Below are 18405 nucleotides of genomic sequence, written 5' to 3' on the forward strand. Positions count from 1 at the left end.
AGTTAAATTACCATAGACCTTCCTAGCCACTAATTCCGAGAAAGTAATGCACCTGCCAGGCACTATTATTGATAATCAATATCAGATTATTCAAAAGTTAGGTTGGTCAGAAAGGGAAAAAACCTATCTGGCAAAAAATTTACAGGCTACGGTCGATGCCAAGTGCATCATCAAACAGTTGGACTTTGACAGTGAAAATGAAGCCAATTGGTACATTATCCAACAATATTTGTTTAGGGAAGCGACAGTCATCAAAAGACTGGGGGATCATCCTCAAATTCCTCAGCTACAACATTACTTTAGCCAGGGTCAACAGTTTTATCTTGTTCGTGAATATATTGATGGTGATAATCTCGAACAAGAAGTTGAACGGAAAAAATTTGACGAAGCTGAGGTAATTTACTTAATTCAAGATGGATTACGCATTTTGGACTTTATTCACAAAACTAATGTGATGCATCGTGATATTCAGCCAATTCACATAGTTAAACGCAAGCAGGATAATGTCCATGTCTTAATTAATTTTGGCGCACTGCGTAAAATTGAAGCCCAGGAAATTAATCTCAAGGGAGAGCTAATTTTAAATCGAGCCATTGACAACTTAGCTTATGCAGCTCCAGAACAAAAAATAGGAGAATTTTACTTTAGCAGTGATATTTATGCTCTGGCTAGAAGTGCCGTCTATGCTTTAACTAGGCGATCGCCTTTGGAACTAGAGCAAGCTAAGATTGACTGGCGATCGCAATGTCAGATTAGCAGTAAATTCGAGACAATTCTGATGAAGATGATGTCGCCGATAGTAGAAAATCGCTATCAGTCTGCTTTAGAGGTGCTGCAAGATTTACGACCATTGCTCAAAATTAAACAGTTAGTGGGTGGTCGCTATTTAATTACAGGTTATCTAGGAGGCAACGAGGGAGTTGAGACCTATTTGGCTAATAATCTACGCCGTCAATATCAATCTCCTTGTTTAATCAAACAAATTGAACTACCCCAGAGCGATGATCACAACAAGTTTCAGCTTGAAGGCAATTTTATCGAAGAATTATCTGTTTTAGAAAGGTTAGGATATCACGAGCAAATTCCTCAGCTACGGGATCATTTTGAAGAGAATGATGAATTTTACCTAGTTCAAGAATATATTCAAGGAAAAAGCCTGACACAGAAAATAGCCCAGCAAAATCTTTCTACTGCTCAAATAATTCAGATTTTCGAGAGTACTTTATCTGTTCTCCAGTTTATTCATCAAAATCGTCTCATTCACCGCAACATTAAACCGTCAAATTTAATTATTCGCGAACTCGATCAGCAGGTGATCATCACTGATTTTGGTATTTTGCATGAAATCAAAACCCGACCCAATCTTTTGCTAGATAGTCGCACTTTTGAGCGACAAAATTATTGGCCACCTGAACAGGCTGCGGGAAGACCAACGATTAGCAGCGATCTTTACGCTGTGGGTATGACTGTAATTGAGGCATTAACAGGAACTAAGCCAGCGACCTTTACTAGAGAACAGACTGGTAAGCTGTTATGGGAGCAAAACTTGACTCTAGACCGTCGTTTAATTAGAATCATCGATAAATTGATTCAGTTAGATTTAGGTCAACGATATCAGTCAGCGGAAAAAGTTCTTAGTGACTTGAGAAAAATCAACAGTTATGGAAGTTGGAATTATCAGCCAACTAAAATTAAACTTCAGGATTCTAAGACTGCTAATCAACAGAGAAGATCCAGAAGCTCTAGGAGATCTAGAAGATCGATTTTGCCACTGCTTATTGGTCTTTTAGGTGTTATTTGTTTACTGGGCAGTATTGAATTTACTTTTCCTACTGTTAGACCTCTTTATTATTGGTATCAGGGTCAGAAACTATTGCCCAAACAACCCCAGGCTGCTCTCGATCGCTTTACTCAAGCAACTAATCTCAAAGCTCAGAATTGGCGGGCGTGGTTAGGTAGGGGAGATGCTCTAGCATCTATGGAACGCTATCCCGATGCTCTAGAAGCTTATACCGAAGCGACAGAACTAAATCCTGACTTTAGTGCGGGTTGGCAAAAGCGAGGCGATGTTTTATTCCACCTAGATAAGTTTACGGAAGCGATCGCCGCTTATAATCAAGCTTTAGAGTTAGAGCCAGAATCAGCCACAATCTATAATCGCAAAGGACAGGCTTTATTTGAACTACAACAATATGAGGCTGCCTTAGTCATGCAGGATGCAGCATTAGAACGCAACCAACTAAACCCACAGTTTTTAAGCGATCGCGCCCAGGTATTATTTCAGCTAGGTCAATATAACAAGGCACTGGCTATATTTAATCAAGTTCAGGCAATTCAACCTAACAGTTTTCAATTATGGCAAGATAAGTTTCTCGTTTTAAAGGCTTTAAATCGTTCTCAAGAAGCAGAGAAGGTTCGGCGAGAAGTGAATAACAAATACATTCAAATCATTCAACAGCAGCCCCAGGACATATCAGCTTGGATTGCTCAAGGAGATTTTTTTGCCGAGACTCAGATGTACAACAAGGCAGTTGAAGCTTATAACCAGGCGATTAAATTAATGCCCGATAATTATGCAGCCTGGCTGGGTAAGGGCAAAGCTTTAACCCAACTGGGTCAGTCGGCAAATGCATTGGCTGCTATAGACCGCACTCTCCAAATTCTGCCTGAATCTTATAAAGCTTGGCAGGGTAAAGGTTTGATTTCCCAACGGCAAAATAATCTACCTGGCGCGATCGCCAATTACGATCAAGCGATCAAAATTAATGATAGTATCCCCTCTTTGTGGCGCGATCGCGCTATTGTCTTAAATCAGCAAGAAAAATATACTCAAGCTGTTGAATCTTTAACCAAGGCTAGCGAACTTAGCCCCTACGATGTGCAAATTTGGCAGGAGTTAGCATCCGCCTGGTCAGCATTAGGCAATGATAATCAAGCTATTGTGGCGATCGATCGGGGACTAAAATTCTATCCCCAAAATTTAGCTTTATGGAATTTAAAAGGTCTGATTCAAACCAACAATGCTCAGTATAACCAAGCCTGTCAAACATATCGTGATTCACGTGCGATCGCTGGCGAATCAATGATCATTCTGGATTCAATGAGACAGTTGGGATGCCGTTTAAACTAATATTAAATCTACAAATATTTGCTACAAATAGAAGACTTGCCCTAAAGGATTAGCTCGCAAGCTCGTCCTAAAGGATTAGCTGGCGCGTCCGTCCTTCGCGTCGGGGACTATCTATCTGTATCATTTTTATTTGTATTTCATATAAATTACGCTTAATGTAAATTAACTTTGTTTATTTGCGTAACGGACGCGATCGCACTACAGATCGCCTAAAGCTTAGTATATTTTGGGTTTCACTCCGTTCTATCCAACCTAGAAATCTTATGATTCAGTAAATTGCCACTTAGCTAAGATTTCCTCAACCTTTTCTTTTTCTTTTGGATTTAATTCAATATAGTTTTGGCAAGCCATTGACATAACATCATAAAATTCTTGCTCTGATACGATTATTTTTTCTTCAAAATACCAACAAAGAACTCCATTAAAAGGGTTTTCATCTTCTTGTAACTGTTCTGAATTGATGAACTGCCCAACTTGAGGAGAGGAAGCGATCGCCATCTACATATCTAGCACCGTTTATATGTTGGGTTTTGCTTCGCGCTACCCAACCTACAGATCAGCGATAATCAGTAATTATTAATAGCCTCTCATTTTGCCAGGGTTCAATAAGCCATAAGGATCGACTTGCTGTTTGAATGCTACTTTTTGCGGATCGATTTGTTTATTACCACCATCTTCAATGGTGTAGACATGAGGATTAGCGATGAACGCACCTTGGGATTCATGAGTACTAATGATCTGATTTAGTCTTGCTTCAGTGCTGTAGCGAATTAGCTGTAAACCCGCAGGTACAGCCTTCCCTCCTACACGCAAAAATTCTAGGTGAAGCATAATTTCATCTTCCTCCCCCTGTTGATAGAGTTTTTCTAGTCTTTCGAGGGTGAAATAAAAAGTTTGCAGGTAGGTTAAATTGCGATCGCAGCTTCGAGCAAGAAGAGTTGTATGATTCCAGGTAAATTCTAGTAGGCTATTGGCTTTGAGCGTTGAAGCTGGATGACTATAGGTTATTGCTCCTTTGTACTCTTTAACTAAATCCTGAAAAGCGGCAAAATCAAATTGAGAAACCATCAACAGAGCGCAAGGTTTGCCTTCGGGAATATAGCTTTGCAACGCCGTGAAGTAGCGTGAAATAGGTGCAGCATGAATACTAACCAGCTTTTTGACAATACCGTTGCTGTCACTTAAAGCCTGTCCAAACTTGGCAGCAGTCATAAAATCAGCAAAAATGGCGATCGCTTCTTGCCAAGGATAAGCAGGAGCGAGAGGGATTTCTAATTCGGTAATGATGCCTGTTGTACCATAGGCATGAAGTACATTTTGTACCTCATCTCCCTGTAATTCTATAACTCTAGGTTGATCCTCCATAGTTACAAGACGAACTCGACGGAGATTACCGCGATCGCTAATTTGTCCGTAATTGATCGAACCCATACCCACGCTCCCACCACCAATAAAGCCCCCAATACTAGCGGTACGATAGGTAGAAGGAGCCATGCGTAACTCCCAGCCGATTTCTCTAGCTTGTTTATCAAAGGCTGCCATTCTCACTCCTGGCTGCACACAGGCTATACCAGGTTTAAGGCTAATAATCTGATTCATTTTGGAAGTATCGAGAATTATACCGCCCTGCAACGGGATACATTGACCATAATTCCCTGTCCCCGCACCTCTTACCGTGAGCGGAATCTTGTTTTGCACGCAGACTTGGGCAATTTGCAGCACTTCGGCTTCTGTCGTGGGAAATACGGCTAGATCTCCGCGTTTATCTTGTAATTGCTCTTGGAGAATTGGGCTGAAATGATAATAATCTAAAGATAATTTAGTTAATCGCTCGCGATCGCTTGTAATTTCAATTCCCTTTAGTTCCAGAGCGATCGCTTGGTAGTCGATATTTGTATTTGTACTTGTATTCATTAATTTAGGATTACGTCTAAGCTTATTGTGACGCAAACCCTCTTATCAAGCAAGATTGACGGTATTTTAGTGATTATCTGAAAAATTGGTTAAAAAGTTGACACTGTTGAAAGTAACGCTTGTACCAAATCTTTGAACCAAAGTTAAGTCAGCCATAAGTAGAAAAAATATCTAATTTTTCCTACTATTCCCAATTCATTCCTGTTAGTTATTGGTTCTGGTTCTACATAGAACAAGTACCTTTACTGATGTCGATAAGCCTTGCTACAGGTACTATTGAGCGAATTATATTTACTCTTTATTGGTTGCTAGTACTGGAATTGTAGACATCTGAATACAATTCCAGTACCTCTTTTGAACATGAAAAATCACGGCAAAGGACAAGCGGCAATCTGGACACCGCAAATTATTCGTCAAATGCGATCGCGTTTTAAGTCAAATGCGCAAAGATTGATTTTTGAGATCTCGCTGTTTACTGGTGAACGAATGGGGGCAATTGTCCAGTTACTCGTGAGTGATGTATTTGATAAAAACGGTGAAGTACTTGAATTCATTACCTTTGCTAGCTCAACCCGAAAAAGCACAAAACACGGGTTGGCGAATACCCGTCAAGTAGCAGTCCATTCTGACTTAAAATTTTATCTTGAAGCTTATAAATTTGACGGATCGGGTTATTTGTTTCCCTCAGATAGTGAGACCGGCCATATCAGTTTGCGCGCGGTTGATAAGTATTGGAGAGCTATTTTTGATGAACTTGGTTTATCTGGTTACTCAACTCATTCTTCGCGCCGTTGGGTGATTAATAGCTTGAGAAAGTCAGGGATTGAAATTGTCACTATTGCTGAAACCATGGGCATGAACATTCAGACCGTGAGACATTATCTCGATAACGATCCGCGCGAATGTAGACGCGCGATCGCCACTCTGACTACGGTCGGCTTTTCGGAGAGAAACTACATGCGGACAAGTCCTTTGTCACCGAAAACGCGACCTATTTAGCTAGATGAGCAAATTGACTGCACGAAGGATAGGCATTTTTAACCGTAAGCAAATTAAAGATTATTTTGCTTTAAATCCAGATTGGATTAGTGCTGTGGCTTTATCTAAACTGATCGAGCGACCTCATTGCCGACACTTGGTTAAGGTCGGCTACTTGTCAGAAGAATTAATCAAGGTTAGCTACTTAAACAAGAATAGCGATGGGCAAAGCCCGCGCAAAGCGCATCGCAAAATAATTCACTATCATGAGTTCCCCGAAGTAGCACGACAATCGATGAAAATATCCAAAATCAAGGGATATACGCCATTGATTTACTGGCTAGCTATAGGCATCAAAAACACTCGTTACGACAATAAGTACAAGCTATCAGTAGCGCCAGAATTAGGCATTGCCATTACTGATTACACCCGTGACCATGCTCAAACCATCATTGCTTTAGAGTTACGAATTACCCAAACCCTCAGCGCGATCGCATCTTGCCTCAACCTACCAGAATTCGATGTTTATAATGCCGTGTTTAACCGCTTTGGATTTGGGCTAAACGTTAGAGCATTATTACTTTTCAACCTTTATCCGTTTGAAAAATTATTAGTTGATGGTAAACCTTGGGTAGAATATGAACGCCAAGGCTTGAAACTACAAAAACGCCCTCGTTCCCTGCGTAAGTTTCAAGCTTTTTGCGGTCTATCCTACAGCTACAAACAATCAGGAGACAAGGTTAAACGTAAGTTTCACGGCAACGGTATAATTCGCTCCCATCTTTATATCTGGGCAGTTTGCACTCTTTCCCGCACCAAAAATATCAAACATAATGCCTTAAGACAGGAATTAAGCGATCGCTATCAAGAACTGAGAAAATCAGTCAAGGGTAAAGACGCGCTAACTAGAATTCTATTTAAGTTAACTCGGATGTTGTTTTACGAGTTTGTGAAGGAACTTCGACAAGTAGAATAGATTAGAGAGAATATAAAGACAAGTTTCCCGTCAATCAAATTTTTATGAACAAAGCAGTAGTCTTACTTTCTGGAGGATTGGATTCCGCCACTACAGCAGCGATCGCGATCGCCGAAGGGTATCAGGTTATTGCGCTTTCTTTCCGCTATGGTCAAAGACACGAAAAGGAGTTAGTAGCTGCCAAAAAGATAGCTGAAGCCTTGGGAATTAAAGAACACTTTATCAGCGAAATCGATCTAGCTCAGTGGGGTGGATCTTCCCTGACGGATCAGTCTATGCCCATTCCTCAAGAGGGTTTAGAGCCTGATATTATTCCTTCTACTTATGTACCAGGACGCAATACGGTTTTTATGGCGATCGCTCTTTCCCTCGCCGAAGCGAAAAACGCCCAAGCGATTTATCTGGGAATTAATGCCGTAGACTATTCTGGTTATCCCGATTGTCGTCCTGAATATTTAGCAGCCTATCAAAAGCTGGCTAATCTCTCATCTAAAGCAGGAGTAGAAGGTAATGCCCCTCAGTTAATTGCACCTTTAGTAAAAGATTCCAAGCTGGATATCGTTCGTCGTGCTTTGGAGTTAAATGTTCCCATCGCCGATACTTGGTCTTGTTATCAGGGTGGTGAAACACCTTGTGGATTATGTGATTCTTGTCGAATACGCGATCGCGCTTTAATTGAAGCAGGAAGATCGGATCTCACTAGCGACAAGATAAGGCAATAGCTGACTAAATCGTAACGAATGGCTGTACTCCAGAAGTGTCAACGTTTCTCAGTAATTTAGCAATCTTGGTTCCCGATACTGGTTCAATCCAGTCAGCAGCAATTTCCGCCAGGGGTACTAAGACAAATGCTCTTTCTGTCATCCGTGGATGAGGCAAAGTTAAGGTTGGAGTATTAAGAACTAAATCTCCATATAGCAATAAATCTAGATCCAAAGTACGGGGTTGAAGATCTCCTTTACTGGTTCTCCCAAACTGTATTTCCGTAGCTTGCAAAATAGCTAATAATTCCTCTGGAGTTTGCGCAGCAGATAATAAAGCACAGCCGTTGAGATAGTCAGACTGAGTTTCATCAGTGCCAACAGGTTTGGTTTGATACCAACGGGAAGTTGTCTTCAGCTTGATTCCAGGAATTTGATTGAGGGCATTGAGAGAACTTTCTAAGATACTTAAAGAATCTCCCTGATTACTACCTAAAGCGATCGCGCATTCTGTCATGATTATTTGGGGGGTAGATAAACAACAGCCATATAATCACTGCGATTATCAAGATCAATTCTGGATTTTTGGTAGAGTTGCCTTAGTAACACCTCCGCCTCCTTGCCAGGAACATCCAAGATGTTTGCAGCTTGATCCACAGTGAGCATTTGCTTTTCTGTAATCATTTTAATAATTCGTCGACGGCGATGGCATTCGGCTTTTTCGCGTAGCTGAAAGCTTATCGGCGTTCAACATTAGTCAGCATGAAATCCTCGATCAAAAGTGCTTTCAGATTGATAGAGACAGCATGAACGTATAATGGATAAAGAGTTGTAGAGAGAGAGCTGATGACGTTACAAGAAATACAAAATCAGGCATTGCAGTTGTCTGTTGGCGATCGCTGGCGTTTAGTGCAGTCATTGTTAAGTTCAATTCAACAGGAAACGCTGGTGTTGAGTCATCCAACAACAGACGTGAATCCTTTGGCGGGTCTTAATCCCTGGACTCAAAGCCTGATTGGGGTAGTTCAGTTAGGGACAGAAGAACCTACAGAGTCCTACTGAGCTTGGTCGTTAGAAGTAATAGTTGCTTTTGTGCCAATCACGCTAGCTATACTTAGGAATGGAAAGTTTGATATTTAAACTATGGATCGTCGTCCAATCTATCTTGATGCTCACTCTACTACCCCAATGGATCGGCGGGTACTAGAAGAGATGTTGCCTTACTTTACCGAGAGTTTTGGTAATCCTTCGAGTAATACTCATGTTTATGGCTGGGAAGCCAATGCTGCCGTAAAAAATGCCAGAGAAGCGATCGCCCAGATCATCAACGCCACGCCTGAAGAAATTGTCTTTACTAGTGGGGCAACGGAAGCCAATAATTTAGCGATTAAAGGGGTTGCCGAAGCTTATTTTAATCAAGGTAAACATATCATTACTGTCGCTACCGAACATCGGGCGGTACTCGATCCCTGTGCTTATTTAGAAACTTTGGGTTTTGAAGTTACCTATCTGACTGTGCAGTCTAACGGTATTTTGGATTTGACTAAGCTAGAAGCAGCCATCCGCGAGGATACGATTTTGGTTTCAGTTATGGCAGCCAATAACGAAATTGGTGTGCTGCAACCTTTAGCCGAAATAGGCGAACTTTGCCACGATCGCGGAGTATTATTTCATACCGATGCTGCCCAAGCGATCGCCAAAATTCCTTTAGACGTGGCAGCAATGAAGATTGATTTGATGTCCTTAACTGCTCATAAAGTATATGGGCCAAAAGGAATCGGCGCTTTATATGTGCGTCGTCGCGACCCCAGAGTTAAGTTAGCTTCCCAGATTCAAGGAGGCGGACAAGAAAGAGGTAGGCGATCGGGTACTCTCTATACCCCACAGATAGTCGGCTTTGCTAAAGCTCTCGAAATTGGGGTGAAATCCATGAAAAGTGAATCAGAGCGTTTAATGCAGCTTAAAAAACAACTCTGGTCGATATTTGAACCTCTAGACGGTATTTATTTAAACGGCGATTTTACTCATAGCCTGCCGAATAATCTTAATTTGAGTATTGAAGGGGTCAACGGTTCGGCTTTATTATTAGCCTTACAGCCATTAGTAGCAGTGTCTTCTGGTTCGGCTTGTTCTGCTGAATCTACTGCACCTTCCCATGTTTTAACTGCTTTAGGTAGAGATGAAAAACTAGCCCATGCTTCTCTGCGGTTTGGCATTGGTCGGTTTAATACCCCAGAAGAAATTGCCACGGTGGGAGAAACAGCGATCGCCACGATTAAATCCTTACGTCAAGCTAATTAAAGGCAAATCAAAACTAGTTTAAACATTCTGTTTTAAACAACTAATGCTACCAATAAGATACAAAGAGCCACATAAAACAGTTAATCGGTCTGGATCTCGATCAGATTGAGCGATCGCCATATCCAATGCCTGAGTAACATCCTGATGGGTTTGGCAATTGTTGAGACGAGGGCAAACTTGAATTGCCAAAATAGCTAATTCTTCAGGATTGGCGCTACTGTGACCTGGCACGGGAACTAAGTGTACTTCATCATTGGGCCTTAACAGCGCCTCAAAAATGTCTTCGTGATCTTTGGTAGATAACATCCCCATCACCCAGATAACAGGCTTATTGAGGGTGTCTACATACTGTCGTAAGGCGATCGCTGCTGCGGGATTGTGAGCGCCGTCAATTAACAAAGGACGATCGTTCCAAGTTGTCCACTGCAATCTTCCTCGCCAACGAGTTTTATTGATACCCGTTTGAATTGCTAGTTCGGGAATGTGCCATCCCTGTTGTTGTAAAATTTTGATGGTGGCGATGGCGATCGCCGAATTACTCAACTGGACTTGACCCAATAGAGGGAGAGGATATTGCAAATCTTGGTACTTTGCCCAGGTAGTTTGGTTAGATCCAGTAATTTTAACCTCGGTAGCGGGTTCAACTATGGTCATGGGTGCGTTTAATTCTTCTGCCTTGGCTTGAACTACTTCTTTGGCCGATAAAGGAAGTTGACCGACGACTACAGGGCAATTAGCCTTAATCACCCCTGCTTTCTCTCGGGCAATATCAGCTAGAGTCGGGCCTAAACGTTGCCAATGTTCTCTACTTAAGGAGGTAATCACGCTAACCAAACTACTATCCTTAACGTTAGTAGCATCAAGCCTGCCACCCAACCCCACTTCGATTACTGCCAGATCGACTTGCGATCGCGCAAAATAGAGCCAGGCTGCTGCGGTAATTACTTCAAATTGGGTCGGACTTTCGGTATCAATCGCGATCGCTGACTGGATTTCTTGTAATATTTCTACTAAAGCATTATTGGCGATCGCCTGTTCGTTAATTTGAATTCGTTCTGTCCAATCGACTAAATGCGGTGAGGTGTAGCGTCCGACTCGATAACCTGCTTCAGTTAAGATCGAGGAGAGATAGGCGCAGACTGAACCCTTGCCATTACTTCCTGCCACATGAATAATCGGTACTCGATCCTGAGGATTACCCAAGTCTGCCAGTAGCTTTTTAATTCGGTCTAAACCGAGGTGAACGCCGAAACGCTGAAAAGGATCTAGAAGAGTGCTAATCCTGTTTTCTTTAACTACCATGCCCACAACTCCGCCGAAATATCGCGACACAAATAATCATAATCTATGCTACGGTCAGAGTCTTTAATTTTTTGGAGAATTATTAATCAACTTATACTTGCTTCACCAGGAGTCAAGCTAGTTTGGCGAGAATTTTGCTCAAGCAATGTAGTTTCATGTCAGATCGGGTACTGAAACTAGATAAGATAGATAGCAAAGTTGCAGTTGCAGATCATAATTCCTCATATAAGATAAAGCGCTGATTTATGGCACAGATAGAAACTAGAACCGAACCCATGATTCTCAACATGGGGCCTCATCATCCTTCAATGCACGGTGTTTTGCGCCTCATTGTTACGCTTGATGGGGAAGATGTAATCGATTGTGAACCTGTAATCGGTTATCTTCATCGAGGCATGGAGAAAATTGCGGAAAATCGCACCAGCGTTATGTACGTCCCCTATGTAAGCCGTTGGGACTATGCAGCAGGCATGTTTAATGAAGCCATTACCGTAAATGCCCCTGAAAAGTTGGCGGGTATTGAAGTGCCAAAACGCGCTCAATATATCCGCGTCATCATGCTGGAGTTAAACCGCATTGCCAATCATTTATTATGGCTTGGCCCATTTATGGCAGATGTGGGCGCACAAACTCCCTTCTTCTACATTTTTCGTGAACGAGAGCTAATTTATGACCTTTGGGAAGCAGCCACTGGACAACGGTTAATTAACAATAACTATTTCCGTATTGGTGGTGTATCGGTCGATCTGCCCTACGGTTGGCTTGACAAGTGTGAAGATTTTTGTAATTATTTCGACCCAAAAGTTGATGAATATGAAAAACTGATTACTAACAACCCCATTTTCCGTCGTCGGGTGGAAGGAGTCGGCACAATTTCTCGCGCTCAAGCCATTAACTGGGGCTTATCAGGGCCAATGCTACGGGCTTCTGGAGTTAAATGGGATTTGCGCAAAGTAGACCACTACGAATGCTATGACGACTTTGACTGGGATGTCCAGTGGGAAACGGCGGGCGATTGTTTTGCTCGTTACCTAGTGCGGGTTCGTGAAATGCGCGAAGCGATCAAAATTATCCGTCAGGCATTAAAAGGTATTCCTGGTGGCGCTTACGAAAACCTCGAAGCACAACGGATGGCTGAAGGGCGTAAATCAAAGTGGAATGATTTTGAATATCAGTATGTCGCCAAAAAAGTTGCCCCCACCTTTAAAATCCCCGCAGGCGAACACTACGTTCGATTGGAAACTGGCAAGGGTGAACTAGGTATCTTTATCGTCGGGAATGATAATGTCTTCCCCTGGCGTTGGAAAATCCGCGCCCCTGACTTTAACAATCTACAGATTTTACCTGAACTATTGAAAGGCGTTAAGTTGGCGGATATTATGCCTATTCTCGGCAGCATCGACATCATTATGGGGTCAGTAGATCGCTAGAATAAGAAATTCAAGCTACATTTTACTAAAGGTGGGATTATCCCGCCTTTTTTATTTATTTAGGATCTCCATTTAGTCTGACCCTTTATGATGTAAGTAAAGTAGTTTCATACCATTAAAGTCATGGACACTTCAGCTAATTTTCAGGCGATCGCTCAACAAAATCAAACTAGCACCGAAGAAGCACTGCAACTCTTTGATGAACTAGAACCTGTAGACATCGAATTTATGCTTGGTAGATGGCAAGGATCGGGTTTTCCGACTCATCATCCGATGGATGGTTTACTTGAAGCTTTCAACTGGTATGGCAAAGAATTTATCTCTCCAGATCATGTCCATCCTTTACTGTTTACCGATGGTAATAGTATTTTTAAGGTTGACCCTAACCCCACAATAATGAACCTGGGACTTAGTTTCCCTATTCCTAAAAATGAAGGTCTAAAACCTTTTTATAGTGCGATGAATAAGCTACTCAAAACAGAAGAGAGTAAAGCCAGAATTCGCATGATGGAACATCGAGGTAAAGTCAGCGCCACGATGATTTATGATTATCTACCTATTAACGACGTGTTTAGAAAAGTAGATAACAATACTGTTTTAGGTTTAATGGATTATAAATCAATACCCCAACCCTTCTTTTTTACCTTAAAAAGAGAATAGCAATTTTAGTTATTTTAAGCCTAATTTTTTTCTTAACTCTGTTGCACCCATAAATAATAATGGAGTGACAATTAAACCTGTGACAATAAAGTGTAAAGGAAAGTGAAAATAGAAGTACCACAAGATTAGAACCCCGTAGGTAGAATCCATATGATCGATGAAATAAAAAAGCTGATTATTTTCATCACCAGGGGGAATATCCAAACGACGTTTAATAAAAGAATTGGGTAACTCGGCAAGATTAAATATAAAACCAACTAATAGACCAAACTCAATTAGATTGAAGTTAGAAAAGGAAATTGCTTGCCGAGAAAGAACAGGAATTATTATTTCTAATAGATTTAATAAATAAACACTGGTGACCATCGCCAGCGGTAAACTTATTAAGCCACGCCATTTTTTGTTTTCCCCAAACCAATCAATTTGAATGGGAACATTCAAGGCTTGAAACGGACTGGTTTTCCACAAAAAAGCTTCAATAACTCCAGCAATAAATAGACTAAGAGCTAGCCAAAGTAAATTTAAAGTATCTGGAATAAAGTATTGTGTCCAGCCCATTATATATATCTAAATCCCAGAAACAATATGATTTTTTAGTAATAATATCACTAAGCGTCATAATTACTACTTGGCTAATAATATTAGCAAATGTCGATTTTAGACAACTAAGCGATCGCTTGGAGATAAAGATTAATTAAATTAACTTTCCTGGTGTCTCTTGAGCATTAATCACTAAAAAATTGCCCCGCCAAATCAGTAATATCGGTTTCGGGTATTTCTGACTGCTGCCATTGCGCTACGGTGTTTAAACTACCATCAAGAAACATACTCTGACAGGCTTTTCGCTGAATTTTGCCACTGGAAGTTTTAGGAATACTACCAGTTTTGAGTAAAGCTACGGCAAAGACATTCGCCATATTTTGTTCTCCCACTGCTAGACGAATTGCCCCGATAACTTCCTCGGCGTTGAGCGTACGTAAATCAGTACGATTGACTTCATGAGCGATCACTAACTGTTCTTCTCCCCCTAGATCGATGCTAAAGGCGGCACCATGATTAGGACGAAGGGCAGGATGGCAGCTTTCCACTGTTTCTTCAATGTGTTGCGGATAATGATTTCGCCCCCAAAGAATCATCATGTCTTTAATCCTTCCCGTAATATATAGTTCACCGTCTTGAATAAATCCCAGATCCCCTGTACGAAGATAAGTCTTATTTGAGCTATCAGCTAATCTCGCTTGAAAAGTCGCCTCGGTTTGTTCTTCCCTTTGATAGTATCCTTTGCCAATACCTGCCCCTGCTGCCCAAATTTCGCCGATGCGTTTCGTAGACGGCGCGGATGCGCCATCGCCTTCACACTGAGTTTTAGTTTCAGGATTAACGATAATCACTTCGTCTCCCAGCCAAGTATGACCACAACTAACGACTGCTTTAGCATTAGGATGCTCCGCGTTTACAACTAACACCTGGTCTTGCGTTAAAGCTTGTCGATCAAGATAGGTAATAGTCGGATATTCAGAGGCATCGATACCCGTAATCAACAATGTTCCCTCAGCCATACCGTAACAGGGGTAGAAGGCTTCTTTTTTAAATCCACAGGGTTTATATAACTGACTAAACTTGGCAAGGGTTTCTGCCCGCACAGGCTCCGCTCCTGTAAACGCCACTTCCCAATGACTAAGGTCTAAACTAGCTCTTTGCTCGTCGGTAATCTTTTGGCAAAGAAGATCGTAGGCAAAATTTGGCCCGCCACTAGTAGTTATCTGATATTTAGACAATGCCTGTAACCAGAGAAAAGGCTGCTGTGCCAAAGCGATTGGTGACATTAATACCGCAGGCAATCCAGCAAATAGAGGCTGCATCACCCCGCCAATTAAGCCCATATCGTGAAACATGGGTAGCCACATCAGGATTTTAGTTTGAGGATGATGACCAAAAGATTGATAAATAACTTCAGAGTTGTGCAGCACGTTGCCATGAGTCACCATTACTCCTTTGGGTTGTCCCGTTGACCCAGAAGTATATTGTAAAAACGCTAAAGTATCACCGTCAATTTTAGGCGATCGCCAATGCTCGGCCAAACCCAGATCGACTCGATCGCTCTCTATCCAGGGTAAAGCTTTGAGCTTGAGCGCCATGGTGGGATGAGCTATTAACTGTCCTTTGACGCGATCGGCAAATTCGTGGGTAGTTAAGGCAATGGAGGCTTGACAATCGACAATCCGATCTTGATACTGGCTAAGTGATTTAATATGCTGTCGGGGATAGTCGGTAACGGCAACAACTCCAGCATAGAGACAACCCATAAAAGCAGCAATAAACTCTAAACCAGCAGTATAGGGATAAACCAATAAAGCGCGATCGCCTGGCTTAACTTTAGTCAACAACTGTACGGCGATCGCTCGTGCCTGAAGATCTAATTGTTGGTATGTACAGCTACCAGATTCATTTTCGCCATCGGCTAAAAAGGTATAGGCAGTTTGATAGGGTACAATTGTCGCTTTATCAAGTAAAACATCTACTATGGTGGAATTAATTACCATTCGTTTACCATTCTTTAAACAATGACTGTAAGATTTCCCTATAATGTAGTCCAATAACGGAGGAAGGTAAAATCGTGGGGAGTATAAAAGTAGCAATTGTCGGTATAGGAAACTGTTCCAGTTCTCTTATCCAAGGAATCGAATACTACCGAGATAAACAGGCAGAAGATGCCATTGGCTTGATGCACTGGGATTTGGGAGGCTACAAGCCTTACGATCTTGAGGTAGTTGCTGCGTTTGATATTGACCAGCGCAAAGTAGGCAAAGATGTCGCCGAGGCGATTTTTGCTCCTCCTAACTGTACAACTGTTTTCTGTGAAAATGTACCCCAAACTGGAGTGAAGGTACAAATGGGCGCAATTCTAGATGGTGTGGCAGCCCACATGCAAGATGCTGATGAAAAATATACTTTTGTAATTAGCGATCGCCCTGAACAGTCAAAAGCAGATATTGTCAACATTCTTAAACAGTCTGGGACAGAGGTTTTAGTCAATTACCTCCCTGTGGGTTCTCAAGAAGCCGTGGAGTTTTATGCTGAATGCGCTTTGGATGCAGGAGTCGCTTTTGTTAACTGTATTCCTGTCTTTATCGCTAGCAAGACATTGTGGGCAGAAAAGTTTAAAAGTCACGGGATTCCCATTATCGGCGATGATATTAAATCGCAGTTTGGGGCAACCATTAGTCACCGCACTTTAGTCGATTTGTGCAAAAAACGCGGGGTTAAAGTCGAACGTACTTATCAGCTCAACACTGGCGGTAATACTGATTTCCGCAACATGCTCGATCGCAGTCGTCTAGATTCTAAAAAAGAGTCGAAAACCGAAGCCGTACAGGGCGTAATTGCTAAACGCCTAGAAGATGAAGATATTCATGTTGGGCCTAGTGATTATGTCCCTTGGCAAAAAGACAACAAGGTAGCATTTATTCGCATTGAAGGTAAATTGTTTGGCGATGTGCCAATGAATTTAGAAATGAGACTTTCCGTCGAAGATTCTCCCAACTCCGCAGGGGTGGTCATCGATGCCATTCGCTGTTGTAAGCTCGGTCTAGATCGCGGTATTGGTGGCGTACTAACAGCGCCTTCTGCTTACTTTATGAAGCATCCACCAGAGCAGTTTACTGATGATCAAGCCTATCAAATGACTGAGGCTTTTATTGTCGAGCAATAATCTAATCTTATTAGCGTTGGTAATTTAATGTATTACGTACAAAATGTTTCTGTTCGTAGCCATCAGCTATTAGCTTTTTAAATGCGATTAAGAAAATGATAATTTTGAAATCATACTTTGATTTACCAACTGCATCTTATTTTTAAATTGATCGTTAGATCTTAGGGGCGATTGAATTGATTAATCGCCCTGACAAGCTTTTACTTGGCTTTTAACCACCACTAATTTTCTCTTTAGTGCTTAAAAGTGTTGCAGTAAAATCATCTCCCACAAATACTTTTAATTCTTTATTCTTGAGGCGATAGCTACTTATGATATGCTAGGCAATCAAATCTACATGACAACTTTTGAAGAAGTTGAAAAATTAATCGAAACTGCTATCAATTTTCAAATAAAAGAATTAAGATTAAATTTTTCATGTAATTATAAATCAACTATACCTGATTCTATTGGTGATATCTCAAGCTTAGAATATTTATCCATTGATGACTCTCCTAGATTTATTGAAAAAATACCTGACAGCATAGGTAAGTTGTCTAACTTAAAAACGCTTTATCTTAAAGATTTTAATTATGCATTAGAATACTTACCAGAAAGTATTGGTAAGCTTAAAAAATTAGAAAAACTTTATATCACTGACTGTTGGCGACTTAAACAATTGCCAGAAAGTATTGGTGAATTAGAGAATCTCAAAGAACTTACACTTCTCGGTTGTCATAGTTATCTCACCTATTTAGAGAAATTACCAGATAGCATTGGACAGCTTAAATCGCTCACATATCTTTTAATTCACAATACTTCTATACATTCATTACCTGATACTATAGGCAATCTAGGCAATTTAGAACGTTTAGAAATTGGTGGTAATGAAAATTTACTAACACTACCTAATAATATTGGCAAATTACATCAGCTAAAACATCTCGATATTGAAGGAGGATATTTAACATCTTTACCAGATAGTATTGGTGAACTGCAAAATCTTCAAGAATTAAATGCTCAAAGCAATCATATAAAATATTTACCAGATAGTATTGGTAACTTAATTCGGCTAAAAGATTTAAATCTTAGTTATAATTGTCTAGTACAATTGCCAGACAATATTGGTAATTTAACCAAGTTAGAACATTTAGAACTTATTTGTAATAACTTAACGGGATTACCAGAAAGCATTGGTAATTTATCTGCACTGAAATATCATATAGATATTTATGATAACCCTCTTAAATCGCTTCCTGACAGTGTATCAAAATTACGAGTAGATATAAATTGGTAATTTATTCAAGCTTTTGATTTGCAAA

General features: G+C 40.9%; 17 protein-coding genes. 10 read left to right on the plus strand and 7 right to left on the minus strand.

All coding sequences use genetic code 11. The features are described from left to right. Positions 1-46 precede the first annotated feature (46 nt). Entirely contained in the window at positions 47-3130 is a 3084-nt protein-coding gene (locus KME09_22900) for a tetratricopeptide repeat protein (GenBank protein ID MBW4536784.1), read from the plus strand. A gap of 261 nt (positions 3131-3391) precedes the next feature. Here KME09_22900 and KME09_22905 read toward each other — a convergent pair whose 3' ends face one another. Together KME09_22905 and KME09_22910 are read right to left on the minus strand one after the other, a co-directional pair. Then, the gene (locus KME09_22905; protein ID MBW4536785.1) at positions 3392-3628 is read right to left on the minus strand and encodes a hypothetical protein; all 237 of its coding nucleotides are present in this window, start codon (positions 3626-3628) and stop codon (positions 3392-3394) included. A gap of 78 nt (positions 3629-3706) precedes the next feature. After that, entirely contained in the window at positions 3707-5044 is a 1338-nt protein-coding gene (locus tag KME09_22910; protein ID MBW4536786.1) for an FAD-binding oxidoreductase, read from the minus strand. Positions 5045-5404: 360 nt separating this feature from the next. Here KME09_22910 and KME09_22915 point away from each other — a divergent pair, with 360 nt between their 5' ends. The 3 genes from KME09_22915 to queC are packed head-to-tail and all read left to right on the plus strand — an operon-like array spanning position 5405 to position 7720. Further along, positions 5405-6043, plus strand: coding sequence for a tyrosine-type recombinase/integrase (locus KME09_22915; GenBank protein MBW4536787.1), 639 nt, complete (start codon positions 5405-5407; stop codon positions 6041-6043). Positions 6044-6047: 4 nt separating this feature from the next. Beyond that, positions 6048-6998, plus strand: a complete 951-nt coding sequence (locus KME09_22920) for a transposase (GenBank protein MBW4536788.1) — start codon at positions 6048-6050, stop codon at positions 6996-6998. Between the two features lie 44 nt (positions 6999-7042). After that, positions 7043-7720, plus strand: coding sequence for a 7-cyano-7-deazaguanine synthase QueC (gene queC, locus KME09_22925; GenBank protein MBW4536789.1), 678 nt, complete (start codon positions 7043-7045; stop codon positions 7718-7720). Positions 7721-7724: 4 nt separating this feature from the next. On the opposite strand, the gene folK is transcribed toward queC, so the two are convergent. Both folK and KME09_22935 read right to left on the minus strand, forming a co-directional pair. After that, positions 7725-8216, minus strand: coding sequence for a 2-amino-4-hydroxy-6-hydroxymethyldihydropteridine diphosphokinase (folK, locus tag KME09_22930; GenBank protein MBW4536790.1), 492 nt, complete (start codon positions 8214-8216; stop codon positions 7725-7727). Positions 8217-8218: 2 nt separating this feature from the next. After that, a complete protein-coding gene (locus tag KME09_22935; protein ID MBW4536791.1) occupies positions 8219-8440 on the minus strand; it encodes a hypothetical protein in 222 nt (73 codons plus the stop codon). Positions 8441-8545: 105 nt separating this feature from the next. Between KME09_22935 and KME09_22940 the strand changes: the two genes are divergently transcribed. Both KME09_22940 and KME09_22945 read left to right on the plus strand, forming a co-directional pair. Continuing rightward, the gene (locus KME09_22940; protein ID MBW4536792.1) at positions 8546-8761 is read left to right on the plus strand and encodes a hypothetical protein; all 216 of its coding nucleotides are present in this window, start codon (positions 8546-8548) and stop codon (positions 8759-8761) included. An 81-nt stretch (positions 8762-8842) separates the two neighbouring features. After that, a complete protein-coding gene (locus tag KME09_22945; protein MBW4536793.1) occupies positions 8843-10000 on the plus strand; it encodes an aminotransferase class V-fold PLP-dependent enzyme in 1158 nt (385 codons plus the stop codon). An 18-nt stretch (positions 10001-10018) separates the two neighbouring features. Here KME09_22945 and KME09_22950 read toward each other — a convergent pair whose 3' ends face one another. Further along, on the minus strand, positions 10019-11302 hold the full coding sequence (locus KME09_22950) for a bifunctional folylpolyglutamate synthase/dihydrofolate synthase (protein ID MBW4536794.1): 1284 nt from the start codon (positions 11300-11302) through the stop codon (positions 10019-10021). 245 nt (positions 11303-11547) lie between these two features. Between KME09_22950 and KME09_22955 the strand changes: the two genes are divergently transcribed. Beyond that, the gene (locus KME09_22955) at positions 11548-12732 is read left to right on the plus strand and encodes an NAD(P)H-quinone oxidoreductase subunit H (GenBank protein ID MBW4536795.1); all 1185 of its coding nucleotides are present in this window, start codon (positions 11548-11550) and stop codon (positions 12730-12732) included. 123 nt (positions 12733-12855) lie between these two features. Next, positions 12856-13392 (plus strand): DUF4334 domain-containing protein, encoded by a 537-nt coding sequence (locus KME09_22960; GenBank protein ID MBW4536796.1) that lies wholly within the window; start codon positions 12856-12858, stop codon positions 13390-13392. 9 nt (positions 13393-13401) lie between these two features. Here the strand turns inward: KME09_22960 and KME09_22965 are convergent, their stop codons facing one another. Together KME09_22965 and KME09_22970 are read right to left on the minus strand one after the other, a co-directional pair. Beyond that, the gene (locus tag KME09_22965; protein ID MBW4536797.1) at positions 13402-13950 is read right to left on the minus strand and encodes a CDP-archaeol synthase; all 549 of its coding nucleotides are present in this window, start codon (positions 13948-13950) and stop codon (positions 13402-13404) included. Between the two features lie 167 nt (positions 13951-14117). Next, positions 14118-15935, minus strand: coding sequence for a fatty acyl-AMP ligase (locus KME09_22970; GenBank protein ID MBW4536798.1), 1818 nt, complete (start codon positions 15933-15935; stop codon positions 14118-14120). A gap of 74 nt (positions 15936-16009) precedes the next feature. Between KME09_22970 and KME09_22975 the strand changes: the two genes are divergently transcribed. Next, positions 16010-17104, plus strand: a complete 1095-nt coding sequence (locus KME09_22975) for an inositol-3-phosphate synthase (protein ID MBW4536799.1) — start codon at positions 16010-16012, stop codon at positions 17102-17104. Between the two features lie 337 nt (positions 17105-17441). Continuing rightward, positions 17442-18380 carry a hypothetical protein gene (locus tag KME09_22980; GenBank protein MBW4536800.1) on the plus strand — a complete coding sequence of 313 codons (939 nt, stop codon included), beginning with the start codon at positions 17442-17444 and terminating at the stop codon, positions 18378-18380. The last annotated feature ends 25 nt before the right edge of the window (positions 18381-18405 follow it).

The organism is Pleurocapsa minor HA4230-MV1 (assembly GCA_019359095.1).
Taxonomy (GTDB): domain Bacteria; phylum Cyanobacteriota; class Cyanobacteriia; order Cyanobacteriales; family Xenococcaceae; genus Waterburya; species Waterburya minor.